Source organism: Mycolicibacterium obuense (assembly GCF_055397605.1).
Genome location: NZ_AP043663.1, coordinates 3907303 through 3929836, shown reverse-complemented (window position 1 = coordinate 3929836; position 22534 = coordinate 3907303). Strand labels below are relative to the sequence as shown.

At 69.0% G+C, this 22534-nt stretch carries 22 protein-coding genes; 14 read left to right on the top strand and 8 right to left on the bottom strand.

Annotation, left to right across the window (positions count from 1 at the left end; all coding sequences use genetic code 11):
• Window positions 1-18: 18 nt before the first annotated feature.
• The 5 genes from ACZ50N_RS18625 to ACZ50N_RS18605 all read left to right on the top strand — a co-directional run bounded on the left by ACZ50N_RS18625 (window position 19) and on the right by ACZ50N_RS18605 (window position 4748).
• Entirely contained in the window at window positions 19-2598 is a 2580-nt protein-coding gene (locus tag ACZ50N_RS18625) for a bifunctional FO biosynthesis protein CofGH (protein WP_464473506.1), read from the top strand.
• A 129-nt stretch (window positions 2599-2727) separates the two neighbouring features.
• Window positions 2728-2997, top strand: a complete 270-nt coding sequence (locus tag ACZ50N_RS18620) for a hypothetical protein (RefSeq protein ID WP_464473505.1) — start codon at window positions 2728-2730, stop codon at window positions 2995-2997.
• A 9-nt stretch (window positions 2998-3006) separates the two neighbouring features.
• Window positions 3007-3468, top strand: a complete 462-nt coding sequence (locus ACZ50N_RS18615) for a DUF2231 domain-containing protein (RefSeq protein ID WP_046365347.1) — start codon at window positions 3007-3009, stop codon at window positions 3466-3468.
• A gap of 16 nt (window positions 3469-3484) precedes the next feature.
• Entirely contained in the window at window positions 3485-4219 is a 735-nt protein-coding gene (locus ACZ50N_RS18610) for a glycoside hydrolase family 16 protein (RefSeq protein ID WP_464473504.1), read from the top strand.
• A gap of 91 nt (window positions 4220-4310) precedes the next feature.
• Complete coding sequence (locus ACZ50N_RS18605) at window positions 4311-4748, top strand: CsbD family protein (RefSeq protein ID WP_464473503.1); 438 nt, start codon at window positions 4311-4313, stop codon at window positions 4746-4748.
• Between the two features lie 43 nt (window positions 4749-4791).
• Here ACZ50N_RS18605 and ACZ50N_RS18600 read toward each other — a convergent pair whose 3' ends face one another.
• Window positions 4792-5340 (bottom strand): YceI family protein, encoded by a 549-nt coding sequence (locus tag ACZ50N_RS18600; protein WP_048421951.1) that lies wholly within the window; start codon window positions 5338-5340, stop codon window positions 4792-4794.
• Window positions 5341-5631: 291 nt separating this feature from the next.
• Between ACZ50N_RS18600 and fdxA the strand changes: the two genes are divergently transcribed.
• Window positions 5632-5955 (top strand): ferredoxin, encoded by a 324-nt coding sequence (gene fdxA / locus ACZ50N_RS18595; RefSeq protein WP_046365345.1) that lies wholly within the window; start codon window positions 5632-5634, stop codon window positions 5953-5955.
• A gap of 23 nt (window positions 5956-5978) precedes the next feature.
• The gene (gene dapC, locus ACZ50N_RS18590) at window positions 5979-7085 is read left to right on the top strand and encodes a succinyldiaminopimelate transaminase (RefSeq protein ID WP_464473502.1); all 1107 of its coding nucleotides are present in this window, start codon (window positions 5979-5981) and stop codon (window positions 7083-7085) included.
• 38 nt (window positions 7086-7123) lie between these two features.
• Here the strand turns inward: dapC and ACZ50N_RS18585 are convergent, their stop codons facing one another.
• Window positions 7124-8050 carry a LysR family transcriptional regulator gene (locus ACZ50N_RS18585; protein ID WP_201778335.1) on the bottom strand — a complete coding sequence of 309 codons (927 nt, stop codon included), beginning with the start codon at window positions 8048-8050 and terminating at the stop codon, window positions 7124-7126.
• A 69-nt stretch (window positions 8051-8119) separates the two neighbouring features.
• Here ACZ50N_RS18585 and ACZ50N_RS18580 point away from each other — a divergent pair, with 69 nt between their 5' ends.
• A complete protein-coding gene (locus ACZ50N_RS18580) occupies window positions 8120-11542 on the top strand; it encodes a bifunctional proline dehydrogenase/L-glutamate gamma-semialdehyde dehydrogenase (protein ID WP_464473501.1) in 3423 nt (1140 codons plus the stop codon).
• A gap of 3 nt (window positions 11543-11545) precedes the next feature.
• Here ACZ50N_RS18580 and ACZ50N_RS18575 read toward each other — a convergent pair whose 3' ends face one another.
• Window positions 11546-12040: an Rv2253 family sensor-like surface protein gene (locus ACZ50N_RS18575; RefSeq protein WP_046366808.1), complete on the bottom strand. Its 495-nt coding sequence runs from the start codon at window positions 12038-12040 to the stop codon at window positions 11546-11548.
• 125 nt (window positions 12041-12165) lie between these two features.
• Complete coding sequence (locus tag ACZ50N_RS18570) at window positions 12166-12702, bottom strand: NUDIX domain-containing protein (RefSeq protein ID WP_048421954.1); 537 nt, start codon at window positions 12700-12702, stop codon at window positions 12166-12168.
• A 49-nt stretch (window positions 12703-12751) separates the two neighbouring features.
• On the opposite strand from ACZ50N_RS18570, the gene ACZ50N_RS18565 reads away from it, so the two are divergent.
• Together ACZ50N_RS18565 and ACZ50N_RS18560 are read left to right on the top strand one after the other, a co-directional pair.
• On the top strand, window positions 12752-14167 hold the full coding sequence (locus ACZ50N_RS18565) for an acyl-CoA synthetase (protein WP_464473500.1): 1416 nt from the start codon (window positions 12752-12754) through the stop codon (window positions 14165-14167).
• A gap of 88 nt (window positions 14168-14255) precedes the next feature.
• Window positions 14256-14789: a M15 family metallopeptidase gene (locus ACZ50N_RS18560; RefSeq protein ID WP_464475677.1), complete on the top strand. Its 534-nt coding sequence runs from the start codon at window positions 14256-14258 to the stop codon at window positions 14787-14789.
• Window positions 14790-14792: 3 nt separating this feature from the next.
• Here ACZ50N_RS18560 and ACZ50N_RS18555 read toward each other — a convergent pair whose 3' ends face one another.
• Complete coding sequence (locus ACZ50N_RS18555; RefSeq protein ID WP_464473499.1) at window positions 14793-15971, bottom strand: MFS transporter; 1179 nt, start codon at window positions 15969-15971, stop codon at window positions 14793-14795.
• A gap of 51 nt (window positions 15972-16022) precedes the next feature.
• Here ACZ50N_RS18555 and ACZ50N_RS18550 point away from each other — a divergent pair, with 51 nt between their 5' ends.
• Window positions 16023-17198 (top strand): ROK family transcriptional regulator, encoded by a 1176-nt coding sequence (locus tag ACZ50N_RS18550; protein WP_464473498.1) that lies wholly within the window; start codon window positions 16023-16025, stop codon window positions 17196-17198.
• A 17-nt stretch (window positions 17199-17215) separates the two neighbouring features.
• On the opposite strand, the gene ACZ50N_RS18545 is transcribed toward ACZ50N_RS18550, so the two are convergent.
• Both ACZ50N_RS18545 and dapD read right to left on the bottom strand, forming a co-directional pair.
• The gene (locus tag ACZ50N_RS18545) at window positions 17216-17491 is read right to left on the bottom strand and encodes a DUF6480 family protein (protein WP_048421957.1); all 276 of its coding nucleotides are present in this window, start codon (window positions 17489-17491) and stop codon (window positions 17216-17218) included.
• Window positions 17492-17622: 131 nt separating this feature from the next.
• On the bottom strand, window positions 17623-18570 hold the full coding sequence (gene dapD, locus ACZ50N_RS18540; protein ID WP_464470320.1) for a 2,3,4,5-tetrahydropyridine-2,6-dicarboxylate N-succinyltransferase: 948 nt from the start codon (window positions 18568-18570) through the stop codon (window positions 17623-17625).
• 88 nt (window positions 18571-18658) lie between these two features.
• Here dapD and ACZ50N_RS18535 point away from each other — a divergent pair, with 88 nt between their 5' ends.
• From ACZ50N_RS18535 to ACZ50N_RS18525, 3 genes are all read left to right on the top strand, one after another.
• On the top strand, window positions 18659-19567 hold the full coding sequence (locus ACZ50N_RS18535; RefSeq protein ID WP_046366073.1) for a LysR family transcriptional regulator: 909 nt from the start codon (window positions 18659-18661) through the stop codon (window positions 19565-19567).
• A 105-nt stretch (window positions 19568-19672) separates the two neighbouring features.
• Window positions 19673-21175, top strand: coding sequence for an APC family permease (locus tag ACZ50N_RS18530; protein ID WP_464473497.1), 1503 nt, complete (start codon window positions 19673-19675; stop codon window positions 21173-21175).
• Window positions 21176-21204: 29 nt separating this feature from the next.
• Window positions 21205-22224 carry an aminotransferase class IV gene (locus ACZ50N_RS18525; RefSeq protein ID WP_052765249.1) on the top strand — a complete coding sequence of 340 codons (1020 nt, stop codon included), beginning with the start codon at window positions 21205-21207 and terminating at the stop codon, window positions 22222-22224.
• Between the two features lie 4 nt (window positions 22225-22228).
• Here ACZ50N_RS18525 and ACZ50N_RS18520 read toward each other — a convergent pair whose 3' ends face one another.
• Entirely contained in the window at window positions 22229-22534 is a 306-nt protein-coding gene (locus ACZ50N_RS18520) for a DUF202 domain-containing protein (RefSeq protein WP_048421958.1), read from the bottom strand.

The following is a 22534-nucleotide window of genomic DNA, read 5'->3' as shown; positions in this document are numbered from 1 at the left end:
CGCCGGGGTTATGCGGGAGTGGCTCTGAACTCCCAGCGCGGCACCGATCTGCCCGATCCCTCCGTGCCCCCCTCTTCTGCACCCCCGTCTACGGCGGCGTTGCGGCGAGTGCTGCGGCGCGCGCGGGACGGGGTGGCGCTGAACATCGACGAAGCTGCGATCGCGTTGACGGCCCGTGGGGCCGATCTGACCGATCTGATGGCGAGCGCTGCCCGGGTGCGTGATGCCGGTCTGGAGGCGGCAGGTCGGCGCGGTGCGCACGGCCGGCTTCCGGTGAGCTATTCGCGCAAGGTGTTCATTCCGGTGACGCATCTGTGCCGCGACACCTGCCACTACTGCACCTTCGTCACGGTGCCGGGCCGGCTCCGCGCGCAGGGCAAGGGCATGTTCATGGAACCCGACGAGATCCTCGCGGTGGCCCGCCAGGGTGCCGAGTTGGGTTGCAAGGAAGCTCTTTTCACGTTGGGGGATCGGCCGGAGGCGCGCTGGGAGGAGGCGCGTCAGTGGCTCGACGAACGCGGCTACGACTCGACCCTCGATTACGTGCGGGCGATGGCGATCCGGGTGCTGGAGGAGACCGGGCTGCTGCCACACCTCAACCCTGGGGTGATGAGCTGGACGGAGCTGTCCCGGCTCAAGCCCGTGGCGCCGTCGATGGGCATGATGCTGGAGACGACGTCGCGGCGGCTCTACGAGACGAAGGGTCTGGCCCACTACGGCAGCCCCGACAAGGACCCGGCGGTGCGGCTGCGCACCCTCGACGATGCGGGGCGGCTGTCGATCCCGTTCACCACCGGGCTGCTGGTCGGCATCGGCGAGACGGAGCTGGAACGGGCGGAGACGATCCACGCGATCCGCCGCTCGCACCGCGAGTTCGGGCATGTGCAGGAAGTGATCGTGCAGAACTTCCGCGCCAAGGACCACACCGCGATGGCGGCCGTGCCCGACGCCGATCTCGAGGAGTTCCTGGCCACGATCGCGGTCACCCGGCTGGTGCTGGGCCCCAAGATGCGGGTGCAGGCGCCGCCGAATCTGGTGTCGCGGGCCGAATGCCTGTCGCTGATCGCGGCGGGGGTGGACGACTGGGGTGGTGTCTCCCCGCTGACGCCGGACCACGTGAACCCCGAGCGGCCCTGGCCTGCGCTCGACGAGCTCGCTGAGGTGACCGCCGAGGCGGGTTACGACCTGGTGCAAAGGCTCACCGCGCAACCGCAGTACGTGACCGCCGGAGCGGCATGGATCGATCCGCGCGTCGGCGGACACGTCGCCGCGCTCGCCGACCCCGACACCGGTTACGCCCTGGACGTGAACCCGGTCGGGCGGCCCTGGCAGGAACCCGACGAAGCCGCCGAATCCCTCGGCCGCGTCGACCTGCACGCCGCGATCGACGTCGAGGGCCGCCGCAGCGAGACCCGCTCGGATCTCGGGTCCGCGTTCGGGGACTGGGAGTCGATCCGCGCCAAGGTGTCCGAGTTGGCGGCCCGCGCGCCGGAGCGCATCGACACCGATGTACTGGCCGCACTGCGCGCGGCCGAGCGTGACCCGGCCGGCTGCTCCGACGACGAGTACCTGGCGTTGGCCACCGCTGACGGGCCCGCTCTGGACGCCGTCACCTCGTTCGCGGATGCGTTGCGCCGTGACGTCGTCGGCGACGACGTCACGTTCGTGGTCAACCGGAACATCAACTTCACCAACATCTGCTACACGGGCTGCCGGTTCTGCGCGTTCGCGCAACGCAAAGGCGATGCCGACGCGTTCTCGCTGTCGACCGCCGAGGTCGCCGATCGCGCGTGGGAGGCGCACGTGGCCGGTGCGACCGAAGTCTGCATGCAGGGCGGCATCGACCCCGAGCTCCCCGTGACCGGTTACGCCGACCTGGTGCGGGCGGTCAAGGCACGGGTGCCCTCGATGCACGTCCACGCGTTCTCCCCGATGGAGATCGCCAACGGCGTCACCCGCGCAGGCACGTCGATCCGGGACTGGCTGACGGCACTGCGCGAAGCCGGCCTCGACACCATCCCGGGTACGGCGGCCGAGATCCTCGACGACGAGGTGCGCTGGGTGTTGACCAAGGGCAAGCTGCCCACCCCTATGTGGATCGAGGTCATCACCACCGCCCACGAGGTCGGGCTCCGATCGAGCTCGACGATGATGTACGGCCACGTGGAGCAGCCCAGGCACTGGGTGGGGCACCTGAACGTGCTGCGCGAGATCCAAGATCGCACAGGCGGTTTCACGGAGTTCGTCCCGCTGCCGTTCGTGCACCAGTCATCCCCGCTGTACCTGGCGGGCGGGTCCCGGCCCGGCCCGACGCATCGCGACAACAGAGCGGTGCACGCGCTGGCGCGGATCATGTTGCACGGCAGGATCTCCAACATCCAGACCAGCTGGGTCAAACTCGGCGTCGAGCGCACCCAGGTGATGCTCACCGGCGGGGCAAACGATCTGGGCGGCACGCTGATGGAGGAGACCATCTCGAGGATGGCGGGCTCGGAGAACGGCAGCGCCAAAACCGTCGCCGAACTCGTCGCGATCGCGCAAGGCATCGGTCGGCCCGCCCGTCAGCGCAGCACCGACTACACCCCTCTGGCCGCCTAGCTCGTTCCGCGAGCGAGCGCGTCTGTACGTCGGCACGCCGCGACACGCGGGCAATCGGCGCGCACTCGATCGTGACGACAGCACCCGTCTTGCCGCGGATTCACAGCTCCACCTGGTATCACCATCACTGTGAAGCTGCGGCGGATGCTGGTCGACGGGCGCATCGAGATGCAGGCGCTCGCCGCCGACGGCATCTGGCAGGCCGCGGAGTGGACTCCGGGAGTGCTGCTCGCCCACGCATCTGGGGACGAAAGACTCTTTCTCGGAGAGCTATTCGCCATGGGAATCTTGCCGGGTCGATCCGGCATGGAGACGGGCCACTGGTCGCGACCCGGTGACCAGCTGACCTTGACCATCGACCAGATCGGTGAGACCAACCACCCGATCGTGACTTCCTGAGGACCTTTGATGACCACAGTTTTCGGATTGCCCGCGCACGCACTGCTCGTCCACGCCATCGTGGTTCTCGCTCCGCTCACTGCCGGTCTCGGCATCCTCTGTGCTCTACTTCCGTGGGCGCGAACACGTTTCGTGTGGTTGGTGGTAGCGCTGGCCGCGGCGAACCTGGTACTCACCCCATTGACGGTCTCTGCAGGGCAGTGGCTGTACAACCGGGAGGACTCGCACAGCCCCATCCTGGAACTGCACGAGGAGCGCGGCGAGACGATGATCTACTTCTCGATCGCGCTGCTGGTGATGGCGATCGCGATCGCCGTACTGCATGTGCGTGCCGGACGTTCGAGCACACCCAAAGGGCTCGCGATCGGCGTGGCGGTGCTCGCCGTGGTGATCGGCGTCGCAACGACAGTGCAGGTGGCCCGCATCGGGCACGTCGGCACTGAAGCGAAGTGGGGCGTCGTCAGCGACTAGCCGTTACAGTCCGCGAGTGGGATTCGACGAACGGTTCGCAGTTCTGGACCCAAAGGTGTGGACGGCGTCGTACCTTCCCGCCTGGAGTTCGCGTGCCGCATCGGCCGCGGCGTGCACCGTCGGCGCGGACGGCCTCACGCTGTCGGTTCCGGCCGACCATCCGCTGTGGTGCCCGGACGATCATCCGACGCCGCTGCGGGTGTCGGCGATCCAGAGCGCGAATCGATCCGGAGCTGTGGGATCAACCGATGCGCCCCAACCGTTTCGAGACGGCCTGGTGGTCCGCGAGCAGCAGCCGACGGTACTCGGCTTCACGCCGCATTTCGGCTCGATCGCCGTCACGTGCGCGGCGAAGCTCGGTGCACGCTCGATGTTCTCGGCGTGGATGGTCGGGCTCGAGGACAGCCCCGAACGGTGCGGGGAGATCTGCCTGGTGGAGGTCTTCGGCGACACCGTGGAAGACCGCACCGCCATGGTGGGCCAGGGGATTCACCGGTTCCGCGATCCCGCACTGCGTGAGGATTTCTCGGCGCAGCGGCGCGAGATCGACGTCGGCGACGCCCACACGTACGCCGCGCACTGGGAGCCCGGCCGAGTGGAATTCAGCATCGATGGTGCGACGACCGGAATCTGTACCCAGGCGCCGGATTACCCGATGATGCTGATTCTCGGCGTCTTCGATTTCCCGGATCGCCCAGGCGATTCCGGGCACGTGCCGTCGATGCACATCAACCGCGTGACTCATCGCTGACCTCTGTGTCGGACGTCACGGGTCCCGTGCCGTTCGGTTCTCCGGTTTTTCGACGTCTGTAAGGCAGTAACGGAAAATCGAAGGAGAGATCATGGGAGAGCTGTCGGACAAGGCTCAAGAAATCGCCGGCCGTGCACAGGAGGCTGTCGGCGACGCGACCGGAAACGACGACATGCGCGCCGACGGCGCGGCCAACCGCGTCGAGGCCGAAGCCAAGCAGACCGTCGACGACGTCAAGGAAAAAGTTGACGACGTCAAGGACAAAGTCGACGACGTGAAGCAGGCAGCCGGCGAAAAGGCTTCGCAGGTCGCAGATTCCGTGCAGGACAAGGCCGACGAGGTCAAGAGCGCCGTCGCCAAGAACGCCCCGCAGGCCTCCGGTGTCGCCGTCGCGGTAGCCGCGGGAGCCGTCCTCGTCGCGGTCCTGCTGCTGCGCCGTCGGCGCTCCGCCTCGGGCAAGCGTCACAAGGGTCGCAAGGTCGCGACCAAGGCGGTCTCCGCCGGGCTCAAGGAAGCCATCGCCCGGTGACCGAACGGGCCGCATCGCCGAGAAGCGATGCGGCCCGCCGCCGTCAGGCCTGCTTGAGTGCCTCGATCTCCAGGGTGATCGTCACCTTGTCGCCGACCACGGCGCCGCCGGTCTCCAGCGGCATGTCGATGTCGATGCCGAAGTCTTTGCGGTTGAGCACGACTGATGCCTCGAAACCGGCGACCTCGCCATGCCCCATGCCGGGGTTGACCCCGTTGAACTCGAGATCCAGCGAAATGGGCTTGGTGATGCCCTTGAGCGTGAACTCGCCGTCGAGCACGTAGCGCTCGCCCGCTTCGCGGACCGAGGTCGACGCGAACGTCGCAACGGGGTGGTTCTCGACGTCGAAGAAGTCGGCGGCCTTCAGGTGCGCGTCACGCTGTTCGTTGCGGGTGTTGACGGAGTCGACCGCGATCTCGGCCTGTACCGAGGGTGCGCCGTCCTCGCCGACGGTGATCGTCCCGCTGAAGGCGTCGAACCCGCCGCGGACCTTGCTCACCACGAGGTGGCGGACGGAGAAGTTGACCGAGGAGTGGACGGGATCGATCGTCCAGGTGCCGGTCGGCAGGGCGGTGGCTACGGAGCTGGTCATGGGTGTTCCTTCCGGACGTGCGTCGGACCATCCGACGTCGGCACCCGATGAAACGGACCGCAGTCCGAATGCATTCCCGACACGTTCCCGCAGGTGCCACGCACGTGGTATCTGCGACGTTTAGTATCAGTAACCACGCGGAACCCCCGTCGGGGATTCGCGGAGTTAGGGCACACTGACACGCGCGGCCAACCAGCGGCAGGGATACTTGCTGAGCCGGTCGCGCCGACCAGCGCGCCTACCGGGAACAGCCCACCGGACAGGTAGTTCGAGAGGACTTAGGAGAAGTTCGTGACGTACACGATTGCCGAGCCCTGCGTCGACGTCAAAGACAAGGCATGTATCGAGGAATGCCCTGTCGATTGCATCTACGAGGGCGCTCGCATGCTGTTCATCCACCCGGATGAGTGCGTCGACTGCGGCGCCTGCGAGCCGGTCTGCCCGGTCGAGGCCATCTACTACGAAGACGACGTGCCGGACCAGTGGAGCAGCTACACCCAGATCAACGCCGACTTCTTCAGTGAACTCGGATCGCCCGGGGGCGCATCGAAGGTCGGCCAGACCGACAACGACCCGCAGGCGGTCAAGGACCTGCCCCCGCAGGGTGAGGACTGACCTCATCGGCGGGACACGGTCCCGTGCGTGACTCCGGGCGGCGCCGATCGGCGTCGTTACCGGTCTTTCCGTGGGACACCCTGGCTGATGTCACGGCCGCGGCTCGGGCCCACCCCGACGGCATCGTCGACCTGTCGGTGGGCACGCCCGTCGATCCCGTCGCGCCGCTGATCCGGGAGGCACTGTCGGCCGCCAGCGGCGCGCCCGGCTATCCGACCACGGCCGGTACCGCGGCACTGCGGGAGTCGGCGGTTGCTGCACTCGGTCGCCGCTACGGCGTCACCGGGCTGACCACGTCGGCCGTGCTCCCGGTGATCGGCACCAAGGAGCTGATCGCCTGGCTGCCGACACTGCTCGGACTCGGCGCGACGGACACCGTCGTCGTCCCCGAACTGGCCTACCCCACCTACGAGGTCGGCGCGCTGCTGGCCGGGGCCGCCGTGGTTCGAGCCGACTCGCTGACCCAGCTGGGGCCGCAGACGCCCGCGCTGGTGTTCCTGAACTCGCCGAGCAACCCGACCGGCAAGGTGCTCGGGGTCGACCATCTGCGCAAGGTCGTCGGCTGGGCGCGCGAGCGCGGAGTGCTGATCGCCTCCGACGAGTGCTACCTCGGGTTGAGCTGGGACGCCGCGCCGCTGTCGGTGCTGCATCCCGACGTCTGCGACGGCGACCACACCGGGCTGCTGGCCATCCACTCGCTGTCGAAGACGTCGTCGCTGGCCGGCTACCGTGCCGGTTTCGTCGCCGGTGACCCCGCCGTGGTGGCCGAACTGCTCGCGGTGCGCAAGCACGCCGGCATGATGGTGCCGACCCCGGTGCAGGCCGCGATGGTGGCCGCGCTCGACGACGATGCGCACGAACACGAGCAACGCGCCCGCTACGAGCATCGGCGCGAGCTGCTGCTGCCGGCGCTGCGCGCGGCCGGTTTCACCGTCGATCACTCCGAGGCCGGACTGTATCTATGGGCCTCGCGGGACGAGCCGGGTCGCGAGACGGTCGCGTGGCTGGCCGAGCGGGGCATCCTCGTTGCCCCCGGCGAGTTCTACGGTCCCCGCGGCCTGCGGCACGTACGGGTGGCGTTGACGGCGACGGACGAGCGCATCGCGGCCGCCGTGGCCCGCCTCGCCTGAGCTCACCTTCCTGGGGCCCTCGCGGGAAGAAAGTGGGCTCAGGGCAGGGTGAGTTCCGCCGGCGCCACCGACGCCAGTGCTGCGCGGCAGGCGCGGATCGCGGGCGTGTGGCGCAGCGCGGTCCGGGTCGCGGTGAAGACGGTGCGGCGGCGCGTGTCGACGTCGACCACCCGGACGTCCGGGCGGCGTCGCACCCGCATCAGGTCGGGCAGGATCGCGACCGCGTTGCCGCTCTCGATCAGTGCGATCTGCGCTTCCAGATCGTCGGTCTCGAAGCGCACATCAGGCTCGAAACCCGCTCGGCGGCACAGTTGTTCGGCCCAGTGCCGGGAAGCGGTCCCGGCGGGTTCCATGGTCCAGGGAAGCGCGGCGGCATCGGTGACAGTCCGCACCTGTTCCCAGGGTGCGCCCCGCGGGGGAACGGCGAGGCGCAGCAGATCCGAGGTGAGCGGTTCGCGGTCCAGGTCGGGGTACACGCGCGCGGCATGGCCGGGGTACTCCTCGGCGATCACCAGGTCGAACTCACGCATCCACGTCTCGTAGAGCGCCTGCTCCGGCTCGCGCTGCGACATCGTCACGCGCAGCCGCGGATGGCGTGCCGCCAGTTCGGTCAGCATCTGCGGCATGAACGCTGACGCGGCGGACTGGAAGACGGCCAGGCGCACCGTCCCCGACGCCTCGGCGCTACGGGCGGCGACCTCGCTGGCGGCCAACTCGAGTCGGTCCAGGATGGCGGCGGTGTGCTCGACGAGCACTTCGGCGGCCGGGGTGAGCCGAACGCGGCGCCCGACCTTCTCCAGCAGCGGTACCCCGACGTCGTGCTCGAGTCGGGCCAGCGCCTGGGACACCGACGACGGACTCTGATGCAGCGCCTCGGCGACGCCGGCGATGGTCCCGCGCACGCTGAGTTCCCGCAACAGGCGCAGCCGGCGGGTGTCGAGCAGATCGGGGCGACGAACCGTCACTTCTGCTTATGCTTTTGCTTCAGAAAACATCGCTTTATTTTAGGGTTCGCGACCGCGGATCATGGAGACATGACGCTGATCGACCGCGATGGCCCCACCGTCGATGTGCTCACCGACGTCGAGACCCTGGTCCGGGAATGGCTCGACGACGCCGCGGGACGGCGGGACACGGCAGCCGCTCGCCGGCTCGCCGACGTGCTCCGCGACCCCGCCGGTCTCGACTTCACCGTCGGCTTCGTCGACCGGGTCATCCGTCCCGACGACCACCGGGTCGCCGCCGCCAACCTGCGCGATCTCGCACGCACCGCTCCCGGCTTCCTGCCGTGGCACCTGCGGCGACTGATCAGCCTGGGCGCAACCCTGTCGCTGGTGATCCCGGGGCTCGTCATCCCGATCGCCCGAAAGGCACTGCGGGGGATGGTCGGTCACCTGCTCGTCGACGCGACCGACCGCCGCCTCGGGCCCTCCATCGCCCGCATCCGCGACCGCGGGGTGGGGCTCAACATCAACCTGCTCGGCGAGGCCGTCCTCGGACGGGGAGAGGCACAGCGGCGCCTCGAGGGCACCGAGCGCCTGCTCGCGCGACCGGACGTCGACTACGTCTCGATCAAGGTCTCGGCGACCGTGCCGCCCCATTCCCCGTGGGCGTTCGACGAGGCGGTCGACCACGTGGAGCGCAGCCTGCTGCCGTTGTTCACGCTCGCGGCCACCTCGCCGACGAAGAAGTTCATCAACCTCGACATGGAGGAGTACCGCGATCTCGAGATGACGATCGCGGTCTTCACCCGCCTGCTGGACAGGCCTGAGCTGCTGGATCTCGAGGCCGGGATCGTGCTGCAGGCCTACTTGCCGGATGCGCTGTCGGCGATGATGCGCCTGCAGGAGTGGGCGGCCACCCGCCGACAGCGCGGTGGCGCCGGCATCAAGGTACGTCTGGTCAAGGGCGCCAACCTGCCGATGGAGCACGTCGAGGCCGATCTGCACGGCTGGCCTGTCGCCACGTGGCCGACCAAGCAGGACACCGACACCAATTACAAGCGCGTCCTCGACTACGCCTTGCACCCCGACCGCACGGCCAACGTGCGCATCGGGGTGGCCGGGCACAACCTGTTCGACATCGCCTACGCGTGGGTGCTCGCCGGCCGGCGCGGTGTGCGTGACCGCATCGACTTCGAGATGCTGCTCGGCATGGCCGAGGCGCAGGCCGAAGCTGTGCGCCGCACCGTCGGTGGCCTGCTGCTGTACGTGCCCGTGGTGCACCCCAAGGACTTCGACGCTGCGATCGCCTATCTGGTGCGCCGACTCGAAGAGGGGGCCAGCCAGGACAACTTCATGTCGGCGGTGTTCGACCTGCACGACGAACGCTCGCTCTACGAGCGGGAGAGGGACCGGTTCATCGCATCGCTGGCCGCGTTGGATACCCATGTGCCGCAGCCGAATCGCCGCCAGGACCGGCGAACCGACGATCCGGCCGGTTCGGAGCGGTCGGTGTTCGCCAACGTCGCCGACACGGATCCCTCGCTGCCGGGTAACCGTGCGTGGGGCCGGACGATCACCGAACGCGTCGCGCACTCCGACGCCGGGCTGGCGCTCGTCGACGAGCACACCGTCACCGGCGCCGATCGCCTCGAGGCGGTGATCGCCGACGGTGTCGCGGCGGGAAGCGCTTGGTCCGCCCGGTCGGGCAGGGAGCGCGCGACGATACTGCGCCGCGCCGCCGGGACCCTCGAGGCCGCCCGCGCGCAGCTGCTCGAGGTGATGGCCGCCGAAACCGGCAAGACCCTCGACCAAGGTGACCCGGAGATCTCCGAGGCCATCGATTTCGCGAATTACTATGCCCACCTTGCCGAGAACCTCGACGACGTCGACGGTGCCACCGCCGTCGCGGTCGGACTCACCGTGGTGACACCGCCGTGGAACTTCCCCGTCGCGATCCCGGCCGGGTCGACGCTGGCGGCGCTGGCGGCGGGCAGCGCGGTCATCATCAAACCCGCGACGCAGGCCCGCCGGTGCGGCTCGGTGATGGTGCAGGCGCTGTGGGATGCCGGCGTCCCGCGCGACGTGCTGCAATTGGTCCACGTCGACGAGGGGGAGCTCGGCTCTCGACTCGTGTCCGATCCGCGGGTCGGCCGGTTGATCCTCACGGGTGCGTTCGACACCGCGGCCATGTTCCGTCGGATGCGGCCCGACCTGCCACTGCTCGCCGAAACCAGCGGCAAGAACGCCATGGTGATCACCCCGCACGCCGACATCGACCTGGCGGTCAAAGATCTCGTTGCCTCGGCGTTCGGGCATGCCGGCCAGAAGTGTTCGGCCGCGTCGCTGGCGATCCTGGTCGGCTCTGCCGCGCACTCGCGGCGGTTGCGCGATCAGCTCGTCGATGCCGTCACGTCGCTGACGGTCGGCTACCCGTCGGACCCGACCGCGCAGATGGGGCCGGTGATCGAGCCTGCCGACGGAAAGCTGTTGCGCGCGTTGACCACTCTGGGACCGGGGGAGACGTGGCTGGTCGAGCCGCGCCGGCTCGACGACACCGGACGGCTCTGGTCGCCCGGGGTGAAGACGGGGGTCCGCCGCGGTTCCGAGTTCCACCTGACCGAATACTTCGGTCCGGTGCTGGGTCTCATGGAGGCGGCCGATCTGGATGAGGCGATTGCGATCCAGAACGAGGTCGACTACGGCCTGACGGCGGGACTGCACTCTCTCGACCGTGCGGAGATCGAGCAGTGGATCGACCGGGTGGAAGCCGGCAATGCTTACGTCAATCGGTCGACGGTCGGGGCGATCGTGCGGCGGCAGCCGTTCGGCGGCTGGAAGAAGTCCGCGGTGGGCGCGGGCACCAAGGCCGGCGGCCCCAATTACCTTGTCGGGCTCACCGACTGGCGTAGTGCCCCGGCCGCCGGCGGGGCCCCGCTGACTCCGGTGCTGGTCGATTTCCTCTCGGCGGCAGAAGATCTCGGGCTGGGCGCCGAGTTCCTGCAGCGATCTCTGGCCTCCGATGCGCTGGCCTGGAACGAGGAATTCGCCGTGGCACGCGACGTGTCCGGCCTTGCGGCGGAGAAGAATGTGCTGCGCTATCGGCCCGTGCCGGTGACGGTGCGCGCCGAGGACGGCTCGACCGCGGAGCTGCTGCGCGTCGTCGCGGCGGGTGTTCTCGCGCGCAGCCACGTCACCGTCTCGACCCCGGCGCCACTGCCGCCGGCGACGGCGGGGTTGCTGCACGCCCACGGCGTGGCCTGCCGCGTCGAGGACACCGATGCGTGGCGAAATACGTTGCGGGGTAACGCTCCGGCCCGCGTGCGGCTGCTGGGTGGGACGCGGCAGGATTTCGCTGCGGCCAGCGACGGCAGGGTCGACGTCGCGCTCTACGCGCAGCCGGTGGTCGAGGCGGGGCGGATCGAGATGCTGACCTTCCTGCGCGAACAGTCGGTGTCGGTGACCGCGCACCGCTTCGGTTCTCCGACAGCACTCACCGAGGGCCTGTTCGACTAGCGCTCAGGCCGGGTACGCAGCGACGGGCATGATGACCGTGCCCTTGCATATCCCGTCGAGGATTTCGGTGCGCCAGCTGCCGTACATCGAACCGTCCAACGTCGGTGCGTAGAACACCAGGGAGCGAGCGGGGACGTACTCGCGGGGGACGTCGTCGCCGCGGTAGCACTCCCACTGCCAGTTGTAGTTGAACACCCACTGCTTCCCGTCCCATGTGTAGCGGCTCGGTTGCGGGACGGTCGGATTGCTCGATGCGGGGCCGTCATTGGCGGTGGCCACGCAGGTGCCCGCGCACGAGGTGCTGAACGTGTACTGGGCCCGGAAGTCAGGTTCGGGCTGGCGCGCGGCGATGCTGGTGCCCAGCTTGTTCGATGCGAACGTGATCACGGTGTAGCGCCCCGACCAGTCCGGCGGAGCGGCCGTGGCGGTGGCGGTCGGGTGGACGCACGCGGCGGCGACGAGGATGGCAGACGCGCACGCGCTCCGTCGGGCAGACATGGTCCCTCGCCGTAGTTCCAGTCACACAGTAATTTTCCAGTTACCTGTGAACGGTATCTCCGCGCACCGACACTCATCCCCGCCGACACGGGCACGGTTGCGTCACGGGTTGATCTCGTCGTCAGTCAGTGACCGGCGAGCAGCATCAGCGTCCACGCCGCCATCGATTGCGCATCGGTGATGACGCCGTCGCGCATCATCTGCTCGATCTCCGCACGTGCGAACCACGCGCTGCGCATGTCCTGCTCCTCGTGCTCTCGGTCGTGGGGGCCCTCGGTGATGCCGGTGGCCAGGAACACCCGGCCGCGCTGGCTGCTCATCCCGGGCGCGACGTCGAGCAGGCCGAGCTCGGTGAGCGTCTGCGCGATCAACCCGGTCTCCTCGCGCAGCTCGCGAGCGGCGAGCTCCGCCGGCTCGAGGTGCGCGCGGTCGGGGGCGGTGCCTTGCGGAAACTCCCAGCGCCGCAACCCGAGCGGGTAGCGGAACTGCTCGACGAGGTGGAACCGGTCCCCGTCCCGGGGGATGACCAGCGCGTAGGTGGGTTTGTCGACGACGGCGTAGATACCGTTGCTGCCGTCGGGACGCTGGATGTCGTCCTCACGGATGGTCAGCCAGTTGTTCTGATAGACCTGGCGGGACGCGAGCGCTCGGATCGGCTCCATGGCCCCAGTATCGCCGAGTGTGCTCAGGCCGGCCGGGTAGCCTCAGTGCGTGCTGCTGGCCTCCTTGAACCCCGCGGCGGTCGCTGCCGGCGCCGACATCGGCGACGCGGTACGCATCAACGGTGTGACGCTGAGCCGCAGCGACCTGGTCGGTGCGGCCACCTCCGTCGCCGAACGGGTCGCCGGTGCTGCGACGGTCGCCGTGTTGGCCCGGCCGACGGCCGCCACCGTGCTGGCCGCCGTCGGCGCGCTGATCGCCGGCGTGCCCGTCGTCCCGGTGCCCGCCGACGTGGGCGCCGCCGAGCGCCGCCACATCCTCACCGACTCCGGTGCCCAGGCCTGGCTCGGCGAGCTGCCCGAGGACAGCGCGGGCCTGCCGCACATCCCGGTGCGCCTGCATGCGCGGTCCTGGCACCGCTACGCCGAACCCTCCCCGGACGCGACAGCGCTGATCATCTACACCTCCGGCACCACCGGCCCGCCGAAGGGCGTGCTGGTCAGTCGCCGGGCCATCGCGGCCGACATCGACATGTTGGCCGCCGCCTGGCAGTGGACCGCCGAGGACACGCTGGTGCACGGGTTGCCGCTGTATCACGTGCACGGTCTGGTGCTGGGACTGCTGGGCTCGCTGCGGATCGGCAACCGGTTCATCCACACGGGGAAGCCGTCGCCGCAGAACTATGCGCAGGCGGTCGCAGACGGTGGCTCGCTGGTGTTCGGGGTGCCGACGGTGTGGTCCCGCATCGTCGCCGACGGTGACTCCGCCCGGGCGATGGCTCCGGCGCGGCTGCTGGTGTCGGGGAGCGCGGCGCTGCCGGTGCCGGTCTTCGACGGGTTGGCCGACCTCAGCGGGCATCAGCCGGTGGAACGGTACGGCAGTACCGAATCGCTGATCACGTTGAGCACGTTGGCTTCCGGAGAGCGCAGGCCGGGCTGGGTGGGTCTCCCGCTGGAGGGAGTCGTCACGAAGCTGATCGCCGAGGATGGCACGAACGCTCCCCACGACGGCGAGACGATCGGTGCGCTGCACGTGCAGAGCCCCACGCTGTTCGACGGCTACCTGAATCGGCCCGACGCGACCGCGGAGGTGCGCAGCGCCGACGGGTGGTACCACACCGGCGACGTCGCGGTCATCGATGCCGCAGGGATGCACCGCATCGTGGGTCGCGAATCGGTCGACCTGATCAAGAGCGGTGGCTTCCGGATCGGCGCCGGCGAGATCGAGACGGTGCTGCTGGCGCATCCCGGGGTGAATGAGGTGGCCGTCGTCGGGGCCCCGGATGCCGATCTGGGCCAGCGAATCGTCGCGTTCGTCGTCGGCGACGCCTCGCCGGAGGCCTTGATCGACCATGTCGCGCAGGAGCTATCGGTGCACAAGCGGCCCCGGGAGGTGCGCATCGTCGACGCGTTGCCCCGCAACGGCATGGGTAAGCTGCTGAAAAAGCAACTGCTGCAGGAGTTCTGAGGTGGGCCAGCGTGTGTGGGGCGCGATCGCGGCGATCGGCGGCGCGCTCACCGTCGCGGCCTGCGGTCATCCGTCGCAGCCGGACGTGATGCTCGTGCAGACCAGCATCGTGCTGCCCCCGCCGCCCGAACCCGCAGCGCCGTCCCCGCCCCTGGAGCCGCTCTCGATCGGAGCGGCTGCGGTCGACACCACAGGCGGCTGGCTGCCCGACGGCACCACTCTCTCGCCCTTCGACGTCACCAATCCGATTCTCTCGCAGATGAATCCGGCTCTGCTGCAGGCTGTCCAGAATGCGACCCGCGCTGCGCAGCCTGCGGGTGTCGACATCCGGATCACGTCGGGCTGGCGTTCGCCGGGGTTCCAGCAGCGCCTGTTCGACGACGCGGTCCGGTCCTACGGAAGTGTGGCAGCCGCCGCGCAGTTCGTGGCCACGCCGGAGGTGTCCCAGCATGTCCGGGGGCAGGCCGTCGACATCGGTCCGGCCGCCGCCGACGAGTGGCTCATCGCCAACGGCAGGCAGTTCGGGTTGTGCCAGATCTACGCCAATGAGATCTGGCATTTCGAGTTGGCGGTCGATGCGCAGGGCAACTGTCCGCCGCTGCGCCCCAACGCCGCCGGCTGACCGTCAGGGCCGGTCGGGAAACGCGTTGCGCGCCACCGCAGCGATGAGTGTCCCGCAGAAGATCAAGACCATCGCGACCCACGGCAGCACACCCAATCCGGCGCGGTCAAGCAGCATCGCCCCGAGCGCGGAGCCGCCGGCGATCCCGACGTTGGCGGTCGCGTTGACCCACGCGCCCGCGCGCTCCGGCGACACCGCGTGGGTGCGCACCGCGCAGGCCTGATACACCGATGGCACTCCGCCGAAGGCGCCGCACCACAGTGCCGTCGCGCCGAGCACGGCCACCAGCGCCGGCCAGCCCACACCGAGCAGCGCCACGGCCGCCACAGTGGCCAGCAGCAGAATCAGCGTGGTGCGCCGGGGATTGCGATCGAGCCCCTTGCCCGCGTACCAGAGGCCGATCAGCCCGCACGCCCCGCACGCGAGCAGGATCGGCCCGATGAACGCCGGTCCGACGCCGCTGGACAGCAGCAGCAGGCTGATGAAGGTGTAGGCACTGAAGTGGCCGACGAAGACCACCAGGTTGGACGCGGACACGGCGACGAGCATGCCCCGACGTCCGGGCTCGGGTCTGCTCGTCGGCTGGCTGTTCGCCACGGGCGGGAGCACGGTGCCGACGAGGGCGAGCGTCGCGACCGATGCCACCGCCAGTGTGATGAACGAGGCGCGCCAGCCGGCCGCCGTCCCGAGTGAGGTCAGCAGCGGCACGCCCAGCACCAGGCCCGCGGACACGCCGCTGCCGGCGATCGCCAGCGCCCGGCCCACATGTGCGCGCGACACGAGTCGAGGGGAGTACCCGATCAACAGCGCGAAGAACAGCGCGTGGGTGAGGCCGCCGACCGCTCGTCCGACGGCGACGACGGCGAACGTGGGTGCGAGTGCGACCACGGTGTTGCTGATCACATACCCGGCGATCGTGGCCATCAGCAGGGGTTTACGGGCGAAGCGCGACGTGGCGATCGTCAACGGCACGGCGAACACGGCCACCATCACGGCATAGAGTCCGACGAGCAGGCCGGTGGTCGAATCGGAGACCCCGAAGGCCGTGCCCAGGTCGGGCAGTAGCCCCACGGGCAGCATCTCGGTGGTGACTGCCAGTGCCGATGCCAACGCCAGCGAGAGCAGGGCGGGCAGGGCATCGCGCACCCCGCGCGTCGGGGCATGATCGGCTGTCAGAGTCACGTGTCCTCAATATACTCAGGCATCGAGTTTATTCCAAAGGAGTTTCCCCGCATGGTCTCTGCACACGCCGAACGGCTGCGATGGCACACCGCCGCGCAGCTGCTCACTGTGATGCGGGACGCACCGGGCATCACACGCGCCGCCGCGGCGGCGCGTCTCGGCATCGGCAGCGGCAGTGCCAGCGAGCTGACCGCGCGGCTACGCAAGGCACATCTCGTCGACGAGGTCCGCGCGCCGGCGCAGGGCCGTGGCCGGCCGACCGCTGTGCTGGCCGCCCACCCCGAGGGGCCGCTGATCGCTGCGGCGGATCTCGGTGTGGCCGGCTGGCGGCTGGCCATCGCCGGCGTGGACGGCCGGCCCGAGATCGTGGCGCACGACGAGTACGCGGGACACGAGCTGTCCGCCGCGTTGGCGGGGATGTCCCGCGCGATCGGCGCGGCGCACCGGCGCCACGCTGATCGTCTTGCGGCGCTGTCGGTGTCGGTGGCGGGGACGGTCAGTGATGCCCGACTGGTCCAGTTCACCGCGCGTGGCTCGCGCGACGTCGATCTGGCGGTGCTGACCGCGAAGATCCCGCGGCGGGTGGCGGTGCTGCTCGGCAACGACGCCACCCTGGCCGGGCTGGCCGAGGCCCGCACCGGTGCCGCCCGCGACGTGACGACCGCGCTTCATCTGATGGTGGCGCAGGGCATCGGCGGGGCGCTGGTGGTCAACGGTGAGCCGGTCGCGGGCGGGCACGGCGCGGCAGGGGAGTACGGGCACGTCCCGTTCGGAGACCCCGGCCTACGGTGTCCGTGCGGGGCTCGAGGGTGCTGGGATCTGACGGTCGACGGCCGCGCGTTGGCGCGCCACCTCGGCGACCGGGCTCCGACCGATCCGATCGGCTACGTGCATGACCTGGCTGCTCGTCGGGACGCGTTGTCTCGCAGTGCGTTTCGAAAGGTCGCGGCCTCGCTGGGCCGTGGCATCGGGGCGCTGGTGAACCTGCACGATCCGGAGGCGGTGACGCTCGGGGGTGTCGCAGCGCTGCTGCGGGCGCAGGCTACCGGGGCTTTCGACGATGCGTTCCGTGATGCGCTGATGGCGTTCCGGAAGGCGTCACCGCCGCCGGTGCGCGACGCCCTGCACGGCGAGGACGGGCCGCTGCAGGGCGCGGTCCTGGCCGGGCTCGATCACGTGACGACGCCCGACGCGCTCGCTGCGTGGGTGGGTCGCCGGCGTGCCTGACGTGATGCGCGCCGGTGTCACCACCGATCCATCAGCCCGAACACCTGCAACCCGTACACCACGGCGACGGTGAGGAACAGAACGACGAGGACTGCGGCGGCGATCATGCCCGCGATCGCCACAGGTGTGAACCGGTGCTTCGGCAGTGGGTTCTGGTTCGCCGATGCCGACAGCGAGCCCGAATCGGGCGGCGTGTCACCCGGTTGGACGCTGCCGCCTTCCGAGAGGCCCGTGGTGTCGCCGGGATCCGGGTCGGGGGGAAGCGCTGTCGAGTGCTCGCCACTCGCCGCCATGGGCCACTCCTGTCGACATGGTTTCCCTGTCAGTCCCCACACGCAGCGGTCCGGTAAACGGATTTCGCCGCGTCAGGAGCGTTGGTCAGAGTTCGGTCATGACCGGGACGCTGCCGCAGTGACGGACGACCCTAGTTGGCGTGCAGGGCGTCGTTCAGCGTGATGCCGGTGCCGTCGCGCTTGACCACCTCGACCGCCCCCGTCACCGAATTGCGCCGGAACAGCAGATTGTTCGCGCCGGAGAGCTCCCGGGCTTTGACCGTCTGACCGTCACCGGTCGTGACCTTGGTGCCCGCGGTCACGTACAGCCCGGCCTCGATCACGCAGTCGTCACCCAACGAGATGCCCAGACCCGCGTTGGCGCCGAGCAGGCAGCGCTCACCGACCGAGATCACCTGCGTGCCACCGCCGGACAGGGTCCCCATGATCGACGCGCCGCCGCCGATGTCGGATCCGTCGCCGACCACCACGCCGGCCGAGATGCGGCCCTCGACCATCGAGTTGCCCAATGTGCCGGCGTTGAAGTTCACGAACCCTTCGTGCATGACCGTCGTCCCCGGCGCCAGGTGCGCGCCGAGCCGCACGCGGTCCGCGTCGGCGATGCGCACCCCGGAGGGCATGACGTAGTCGACCATCCGCGGGAACTTGTCGACGCCGTAGACGGTCACCGGGCCGCGGCGGCGCAGCCGCGCCCGCACGATCTCGAATCCCTCGATGGCGCACGGCCCGTGGTTCGTCCACGCGACGTTGGTCAGCACGCCGAACAGTCCGTCGGCGTTGAGCCCGTGCGGCGCGACCAGCCGGTGCGAGAGCAGATGCAGACGCAGGTAGGCGTCGTAGGCGTCGACGGCCTTGTCGTCCAGCGCCGCGATGGCGGTGCGGATCACCACCGTCTCGACGTCGCGGTCCTCGTCGCGGCCGGCCAGTTCGGCCAGCTCGGCGGGCACCTCGGCGACCGACAGCCGCACCGAGCCGGTCTCGCTCTCGTCCGACAGCTCGGGCGCCGGGAACCACACGTCGAGAACCGATCCGTCGGCCGCGATCGTCGCCACGCCGATACCTGATGCTCCTGAAGTCACGGTGCTTCAGGCTACCGGTGGGCCTAGCATCGCGTGACAGGTCCCAACCGGGCCCGGGCAGGACGGGAGGCGTGCCACGAGCACCGACGTGACCCTGCGCCAGCTGCGCTACTTCGCCGTCCTCGGCCAGGAGCTGAACTACCGCCGTGCCGCGGAGAAACTGTTCATCACCCAGCCGGCACTGTCCACGGCGATCAAGCAACTCGAGCAGCACTTCGGCGTCGTGCTGTTCCGGCGCAACACCCGCGAGGTCGCGCTCACCGACCTCGGTGCGGCCTGGTTGCCCCAGGTGCAGCAGGCGCTGTCCGGCGTCGACGCCGTCGTCGACAACCTCGTCATGCTCTCGGGCACCCGTCGTGGCGTGCTGCACCTCGGCTATCTCATCGGGACCGGCGCGGACCTGCTGTTCCGGCTGGTACGCCACTTCGAGGCCGCCTACCCCGACGTCACGGTCGAACCGATCGAGTTCGACTTCGCGGACCCGACGGCCGGGCTGGCCGACGGCACCACCGAAGTCGCGATCATCCGGCCGCCGGTCGACCTGCCCGAGCACCGCATGCTGATCCTGGACTCCGAGTCGTGGGTGGCCTGCCTGCCCCGCGACCATCGGCTCGCGGGCCGCCCCGAGGTCTCGATCGTCGAGCTGCTCGACGATCCGATCGTGTGCGCGCCGCTGACCGCGGGCACGTGGCGTGACTACTGGCTGGCGATGGACGTGCGCGGCACCCGGCCCCCGACGATCGCGGCGGTGGCCGCCACCTACGAAGCCGAGACGACGTCGATCGCACGCGGCCTGGGGATCAGCTTCACGTCGTCGTCGGTGGCTCGCTTCTACGACCGGCCGGGCATCGTTTACGTACCGATCACAGACCGGCCGCCCAGTCACACAGCGCTCGCGTGGCATCCCGCAGCGCTGTCTCCACAGGCTGATGCCCTGGTCAGGCACGTGCAGGCGCACTGGAGCTTCGGCGATGCCGCGTCCGAGCCGACCTACTGATAAGCCGCGGTTATCACCAGATCAAAACATCGAACTTCCGATGAACGGCCAACGGCGTTTTCCTGTCATCAGGTGTTCAACCGATGCCTCTCACCTGGAGTGAACATGACCGATGCCCTGACCTCTCCCACTCATTCGCAACCGTCGAGCGGAGGCGAGGACGCCAAGCTCGAAGAGTTCGGCTACACGCAGAAGCTCGATAGATCCGTCGGACGACTGGCGTCCTTCGCGCTCGGCTTTGCGACCATCAGCGCGACCACCGCGGTCTTCACCGGCTTCGGCGCCGGCTACTTCACAGCGGGCGGACCCTTCGTGTGGACCCTGCTGCTCGCGGCCGCAGTGTTCCTGATCTGGACGTTCATCGCTTCCGACCTGTCCGCCAAGATCCCGCTGGCCGGCTATTCGTACCAATGGACCAGCCGCCTCGTCGGCTCCTCGATGGCGTTGTTCACTGGCATATTGGCCCTCGCTGGGTGGATTTGCGGCATGACCGGCGTCGGCTTCATCCTGTCGGGGTATCTCGGCAGCTTGTTCGGCTGGAACATGACCCAGACCGCGCAAATCCTCGTCGCGATCGGCGTGATGGCCGTCTGCATGATGATCAACCTGTACGGCGTTCGATTCGCCACAATGGTCAACAACATCGGTGTGAGCCTCGAGTTGGTCATCACCGTCGGCGCCACAATTCTCGTCGCGATCATCGCGTTCTCGTCGCCCGACAACCATCAGCCGGTCTCGGTACTGTTCACCGGCGGCGAGTCCGGCGACCACAGTGCGTACATCCTGGCCTGGTTGGCGGCTTCGCTCGGGCCCTTCTTCGGACTGATCGGCGTCGAGGCCTGTGCGGATGTCGCCGAGGAGACCATCAACGCCCGCAAGGTCATTCCCCGGACGATGTTCTATGCGCTGACCGCCTCGATCGTCATCGAATTCCTGATGTACGTCGTCTACGTGCTGGCCATCAAAGACCAGGACGCCGTCCAGGCCGCCTCGGCGGCTCCCATCGAGGAGATCATCACCCAGCAGGCCGGCCCGTTGGTCAGCAAGATCGTCGTCGCCGTGGCCCTGACCAACGTCCTGGCGTGCATCCTGGCCAACATCCTTGTGGCGACCCGGCTCACCTACTCGATGGCCCGCGACAACATGCTGCCGTTCTCGCACATCTGGCGCCACGTGTCCCCGTCGAACCGCACACCCACCTACGCGGTGTTAGGGATGTTCGGCCTGTCGACCATCCTGCTGCTGTCGGCCCTCGTCAGTGAGAAGGCGTTCTTCCTGATCCTCGGTCTGTCGTCGCTGGCGGTGTGCGCGATGTACTTCCTGCAGACGGTCGCCGTGCTGATCGGCACGCGGCGGGGCTCCATCCCCGCGCCCGAGCCGGGCACGTTCGATCTCGGCAGGGCCCGCGTGCCGATCGCCGTGGTCGCCCTCATCGCGTTCGCGGCGGTATGCGCGGCGCTGATCTTCCTGCCGCAGTTCGCAGGCAACGGATACGTCTTCCTCGGTCTTCTGGTGCTCGTCGGCCTCTGGTCGGTGACCGGGCTGCGCAAGCGGCTCGCCAGCGGCGATGCCGGACCGGACTACGCCAAAACCCACGGCTTCAACTGATTCCCGATAGTTCCCGAAAGGATCACTTCATGACCACCACACAAGAACTCGGCACCTCGAACCTGGTCGCCGTCGAGCCCGGCGCGATCCGGGAGGACACCCCGCCCGGTTCGGTGATCCAGTACAGCGACTACGAACTGGACACCTCGAGCCCGTACGCCGGCGGCGTCGCGTGGATCGAAGGCGAGTTCATCCCCGCCGAGGACGCGCGGATCTCGATCTTCGACACCGGCTTCGGACATTCCGATCTGACCTACACCGTCGCCCACGTATGGCACGGCAACATCTTCCGGCTCGGGGACCACCTCGACCGGCTCCTCGACGGCGCCCGCAAGCTGCGCCTGGACGCCGGGATGAGCAAGGACGAACTCGCCGAGATCACCAAGAAGTGCGTCAGCATGTCGCAGCTTCGCGAGTCCTTCGTCAACCTGACCGTCACCCGCGGTTACGGACGACGCAAGGGTGAGAAGGACCTGTCCAAGCTGACCCACCAGGTGTACATCTACGCGATTCCCTACCTGTGGGCGTTCCCCCCGCAGGAACAGATCTTCGGCACCACCGCCGTCGTCCCGCGCCATGTGCGGCGCGCCGGCCGCAACACCGTCGACCCGACGATCAAGAACTACCAGTGGGGCGACCTGACCGCAGCGAGCTTCGAGGCCAAGGACCGCGGCGCGCGCACCGCGATCCTGCTGGACTCCGACAGCTGCGTGGCCGAGGGGCCCGGTTTCAACGTGTGCATCGTCAAGGACGGCAAGCTGGCCTCGCCGTCGCGCAATGCGCTGCCCGGCATCACCCGCAAGACCGTGTTCGAGATCGCCGACGCGATGGGCATCGAGGCGACCCTGCGCGACGTCACCAGCCACGAGCTCTACGACGCCGACGAGATCATGGCGGTCACCACCGCCGGCGGCGTCACGCCGATCAACACCCTCGACGGTGAGCCCATCGGCAGCGGTGAGCCGGGACCGATGACGGTCGCCATCCGCGACCGGTTCTGGGCGCTGATGGACGAACCGTCACCGCTGATCGAGGCGATCCAGTACTGACGGATCACATCGAGAGGGCCAGCGCCACCGCAGCGGCCGCCGCGAACGCCGCTGTCCCGTAGCCGAGCACCCGGACCTCCAGCGCCGGTACCTCGACGGCGCCGGGCCGGATGCGGCGCGACCGCCGGTAACCGAGCACCAGCACCGCGACGGCCAGCAATCCCGCCGACGCCGCCAGCCACGGTCCGCCCGCGATGGGCGGGCCGTGGTGGCGGATCAGCATCAAGGCGCCGCCGACGAGCAGGCCCAACGCGCTGCGCTCCCACGACAGCAGGGTCCGCTCCGTCTGCAACCCCGGCTTCTCCGCCAT

Coding starts and splice junctions, on each gene's coding strand:
- ACZ50N_RS18545 (WP_048421957.1), bottom strand. CDS start 17,491: ATGGCGGCGAGTGGCGAGCACTCGACAGCGCTTCCCCCCGACCCGGAT.
- ACZ50N_RS18550 (WP_464473498.1), top strand. CDS start 16,023: ATGGTCTCTGCACACGCCGAACGGCTGCGATGGCACACCGCCGCGCAG.
- ACZ50N_RS18605 (WP_464473503.1), top strand. CDS start 4,311: ATGGGAGAGCTGTCGGACAAGGCTCAAGAAATCGCCGGCCGTGCACAG.
- ACZ50N_RS18525 (WP_052765249.1), top strand. CDS start 21,205: ATGACCACCACACAAGAACTCGGCACCTCGAACCTGGTCGCCGTCGAG.
- ACZ50N_RS18615 (WP_046365347.1), top strand. CDS start 3,007: ATGACCACAGTTTTCGGATTGCCCGCGCACGCACTGCTCGTCCACGCC.
- ACZ50N_RS18580 (WP_464473501.1), top strand. CDS start 8,120: ATGACGCTGATCGACCGCGATGGCCCCACCGTCGATGTGCTCACCGAC.
- ACZ50N_RS18520 (WP_048421958.1), bottom strand. CDS start 22,534: ATGGCGGAGAAGCCGGGGTTGCAGACGGAGCGGACCCTGCTGTCGTGG.
- ACZ50N_RS18560 (WP_464475677.1), top strand. CDS start 14,256: ATGCTCGTGCAGACCAGCATCGTGCTGCCCCCGCCGCCCGAACCCGCA.
- ACZ50N_RS18530 (WP_464473497.1), top strand. CDS start 19,673: ATGACCGATGCCCTGACCTCTCCCACTCATTCGCAACCGTCGAGCGGA.
- ACZ50N_RS18575 (WP_046366808.1), bottom strand. CDS start 12,040: ATGTCTGCCCGACGGAGCGCGTGCGCGTCTGCCATCCTCGTCGCCGCC.
- ACZ50N_RS18570 (WP_048421954.1), bottom strand. CDS start 12,702: ATGGAGCCGATCCGAGCGCTCGCGTCCCGCCAGGTCTATCAGAACAAC.
- ACZ50N_RS18600 (WP_048421951.1), bottom strand. CDS start 5,340: ATGACCAGCTCCGTAGCCACCGCCCTGCCGACCGGCACCTGGACGATC.